The organism is Afipia birgiae 34632, from assembly GCF_000308295.2.
In the GTDB taxonomy this organism is placed as follows: Bacteria; Pseudomonadota; Alphaproteobacteria; order Rhizobiales; family Xanthobacteraceae; genus Afipia; species Afipia birgiae.
The window spans coordinates 122,383-126,556 of sequence record NZ_HG326656.1 but is presented as its reverse complement, the minus strand read 5'-3'; the positions used below and the strand labels follow the sequence as shown (position 1 = coordinate 126,556).

The window sequence follows — 4,174 nt, the reverse complement described above, 5'->3', positions numbered from 1 at the left end:
GACCCACGGGGTCCCCGGCGGCTCCATCGAAAACGGCGTTCTGAAAATAGACCGGCTAACCTCAGCGGTGCCAGAGGCGGCCGAGGCTCTGGTTCTCGATCTCTATGACCGTCTGCCCGCTGTGCGCATCACCGATCTGCTGCTGGAGGTCGACGATGCAACCGGCTTCACGGACGCCTTCACAAACGTGCGCACCGGTTCACCATGCAAGGATCGCATCGGGTTGTTGAACGTGTTGTTGGCCGAGGGCCTGAACCTTGGACTGAGCAAGATGGCCGAGGCCACCAACACCCACGACTACTTGCAGCTGTCGCGCTTGTCTCGCTGGCACATCGAAAGCGACGCCATCAACCGGGCGCTTGCCATGGTGATTGAAGCGCAATCGCGTTTACCCATGGCCAGGTTCTGGGGTGCCGGCGTCACTGCGTCCAGTGACGGGCAATTTTTCCCCGCCGCGCGGCAGGGCGAGGCGATGAATCTTATCAACGCCAAATACGGTTCTGAGCCGGGCTTAAAGGCCTATACGCATATCTCCGATCAGTTTGGACCCTTCGCAACGCAAAACATCCCCGCCACCGTGAGTGAGGCGCCTTACATCCTCGACGGGCTCTTGATGAATGAAACAGGCCGCAACATCAAAGAGCAGTATGCCGACACCGGCGGCTTCACCGACCATGTCTTTGCCGTCACCTCCCTGCTGGCCTTTAGGTTCATTCCACGCATCCGCGACTTGCCCTCGAAGCGGCTCTATCTCTTCGAACCCGCCGCAGCGTCCAAAGAGCTGCGCGGCCTGATCGGCGGCAAAATAAGGGAGGGCCTCATCGTCCAAAACTGGCCGGATATCCTGCGGGCCGTGGCCACGATGGCGGCGGGCATCATGCCGCCCAGTCAGTTGCTCAAGAAATTTGCGGCCTATGGCAGGGCTGAACCTGCTGGCCGCCATCATCATCTACTGGAACACCAAGCACCTCGGGCAGGCTGTCACACGGCGCCAACACGTCGGATTAGACAGTCCATCCGATCTCCTGGGGCACATCTCGCCTCTCGGATGGGCACACATCCTCCTCACAGGCGAGTATAAGTGGAAAAAACGATGAAGGGCTGGCTTAGGGTGTCATTCTGCCCCCTACCGGAATCCACCCCCACTTGAATTCGGTCTAAAGCGCCACTGTATCGCGGCTGGGGCCGTGACCACCCGCCGCGCTTATGGTGATATCGAGACGCTGCTTAATTCCGGGAATGCGGAGCGAATGGCCGAGCCGCTGGCAGGCTAGGATAGCAAGATCACCACTTTGACCGACTGGCACAAAACCGCGCCTTAAGTCACCCGGGAAACACTCCCGCGAACAGCCCCATCAGCGCCGTGACCAACGCGGTCGCACCTAGCACAACCAACAACGGCAGCGCGACCTCTGCCCGAACCGCTTCGCCATCGCGCGCCTGATACATCGGCACCACGATGCGCAGATAGACCGCCAGCGCCAGCACGCTGTTAAGGATCCCGATCACCGCCAGCCAAAGATAGCCCGCCTCGATCGCGGCTCCGAACAGCAGCACCTTGCCGACAAAGCCGAAGAGCGGCGGAATACCGGTCAGCGACAGCAGGAACACGACCATCGCCACACCGATCAATGGGCGCGCGCGGCCGAAGCCCTTGAAGTCGTCCAGATTGCGGCCCGCGATCACTATGACTGCAAAGGCTCCAAGGTTCATCGCCACATAGGCCGCGCCGAACACGATCACCGAAGGCAGGGCCAACGGACTGGTGCCAAGCGCCACAATCCCCAGCATGAAATAGCCCGCCTGCGCCACCGAGGAATAGGCCAGCAGCCGCACGACATTGCTCTGCACCAGGGCGGCCAGATAGCCGAATGACATCGTCACCGCCGCGATCAGCGCGACGACGACGGGCCAGCCGGTAGCGACAGGCAGATCGCGCAGCACCTGCGCAAAGGCAAAAATCGCCGCCACCTTGGTGATCACCGACAGAAAAGCCGCGACCGATACCGGCGCGCCGTCATAGGCGTCGGGTGCCCAGAACTGGAACGGCACCAGCGCCGCCTTGTAGCCCAGTCCGATCAGCACCGCGACCAGCCCCGCCAGCGCGATCAGCGGCTTGCTTTGAAGCGCACCAAGCTCGGAAAAAAGCGTCGATCCGGCACCACCGAACCAGAAGGTCAGCCCGTAGATCATCACCGATCCGGTGACGGCGCCGAACACCAGATATTTCATCGCCGCCTCGGTCGCCGCATCGTCGCGCGGCCAGGCTACCATCGCGAAGGAGCCCAGACCCGTCAGCACCACGCCCAGCACCAGCAGCATCATGTCGCCACCGCCCGCCAGCATCAGCGCCCCAAGCGTCACAAGACAAAGCAGCGTATAGACACTTCCCTCGCGGTCCTTCCCGGCAATCTCGGCCCGCGTCATCAGAAGCGCCAGCGCGGTGCCTGGCAGCAGGATCAGCTTGGCCCAGCCCGACAGCAGATCGACTCGGTAGGTGCCGCCAAAGACGCTGGTGTCGGCCTCCAGCAGCGGCAACGTCAGCGCGGTGGACAGGCCCAGCCCGATCAGCCCGAATGTCAGTGCCAGACGCGGCGCACGCAGCATCTCGGCCACCAGCATCAGCACGACCGTCGAGGCCAACATCAGTTCGGGAAACAGAAAGGACAGGTCGCGCGCCATCAGAGTTGCAGCGCCCGCATCGTCACGTCGATCATGTTCAGCAACCAAGACGGCGCACCCCGATCAGGATGATGAGGACAAGCAGCGGCACGATGGCCAGCATCTCGCCCCGGTCCAGATCGGGCATCGCCGCCCATTTCTCGTTTCGCTCGCCCAGAAATACCGCCGCGATCGCGCGCAGATAAAGCCCCGCCGTCACCACGATGGCGATGATCGCCACGATGGCCCAGGGCTGGGCATTCAGTGTGGCCAGGAAGATCTGAAATTCAGCCGGGAAATGCGCCAACCCCGGCAGCCCGAGCGAGGCAAAGGCCGACAGCACGAAGGCCCAGCCCAGCCATGGCACCTGCCCCAGCAGCCCGCCGAACGCGGTCATCTCGCGTTCGTGGGCGCGCGACTGCAACATGCCGACGAGAAAGAACAACGCCCCGGTGACGATGCCGTGGCTGACCATCTGCAAGGTCGCACCATTGAGCGCGACCGCCCGCAAGTCAGGGTCCAGCGTCAGCGCCGCCACCGCGACGCCGATCACCACATAGCCCATGTGGTTCACCGACGTATAGGCGATCATCTTCTTCAGATCTGACTGCGCCAGCGCCACGAAGGCACCGTAAAGGGCGCTGAATACGCCAAAGGCCAGCACCACCTGACCGGCCTGCGCAAAGGCGTCGGGCGTCATCTGTAAGGCGAAAACGCACAAGGCCGTATGTGCCGAATTTCAGCATCCACCCCGGCGAGGATCACGCTGCCCACGGTCGGGGCCTGCACGTGGGCCGCGGGCAGCCAAGTATGCACTGGAAAGGACGGGATCTTGACCGCGAAGGTGAACAGCATCGCGATCAGCGCCAGCATCGCCGCCAGCCCAGTCAGTGGCGGCGCCTCGATCCACAGCCGCATGTCAAAACTTCCCGTGGCCAGATACAGCCCGATGATCGCCAGCAACAGCGGCAGCGAGCCTAGCAGCGTGTAGATGAAGAACATCAGCCCGGCGCGCTGGCGTTCTTCATAGCCCCAGCCGACGATCATGAAGTACATGCCGACCAGCGACACTTCAAAGAAGACGTAGAACAGGAGCGCGTCCAGCGCCGCGAAGGTGCCGATCGACGCGGTCTCCAGCATCAGCATCAGCGCGACAAAGACCGCCGGGCGGTCGGTGATCCGCGCCGCATAGATTGCCGACAGGAAAAACAGCAGCGAGGTCAGCAGGATCAGCGGCAGGCTCAGCCCGTCGACGCCAACCCGGAAGGCGGCACCAATGGCCGGGATCCAGGCGATTTCCTCGACCTGCGCGAAACCGTCCGGCAGCGTGCCCCGCGCCCAGATCGCCAGCGTCACAACGAAGGTCAGCCCGGTGGTGGCGATGGAAACGCCATGGGCGATGCGCGCCGACTTGTTTGGCAGGGCCATCAGCAGCACGCCACCAAGAAGCGGTAGAAAGACGGAGATCGAGAGAAGGGGCATGGCGGGGTCGTCTTTCTTCAGGAGGACATCG

At 62.8% G+C, this 4,174-nt stretch carries 3 protein-coding genes and 1 pseudogene; 1 reads left to right on the top strand and 3 read right to left on the bottom strand.

Annotated features, from left to right (window positions below; translation table 11 throughout):
* Positions 1-1,097: pseudogene (locus BN32_RS25480) on the top strand (Tn3 family transposase); the annotation flags it as partial.
* A gap of 226 nt (positions 1,098-1,323) precedes the next feature.
* On the opposite strand, the gene BN32_RS25475 reads toward BN32_RS25480, so the two are convergent.
* From BN32_RS25475 to BN32_RS28105, 3 genes are all read right to left on the bottom strand, one after another.
* A complete protein-coding gene (locus BN32_RS25475) occupies positions 1,324-2,730 on the bottom strand; it encodes an NADH-quinone oxidoreductase subunit N (RefSeq protein WP_244438285.1) in 1,407 nt (468 codons plus the stop codon).
* Positions 2,720-3,361, bottom strand: coding sequence for a complex I subunit 4 family protein (locus BN32_RS28110; RefSeq protein ID WP_202962539.1), 642 nt, complete (start codon positions 3,359-3,361; stop codon positions 2,720-2,722). The genes BN32_RS25475 and BN32_RS28110 overlap by 11 nt, the downstream gene beginning before the upstream one ends.
* Positions 3,358-4,174, bottom strand: an 817-nt coding sequence (locus BN32_RS28105; protein ID WP_283805260.1) for a complex I subunit 4 family protein, incomplete at its 5' end; no start/stop codon positions are given. The genes BN32_RS28105 and BN32_RS28110, both read right to left, overlap by 4 nt.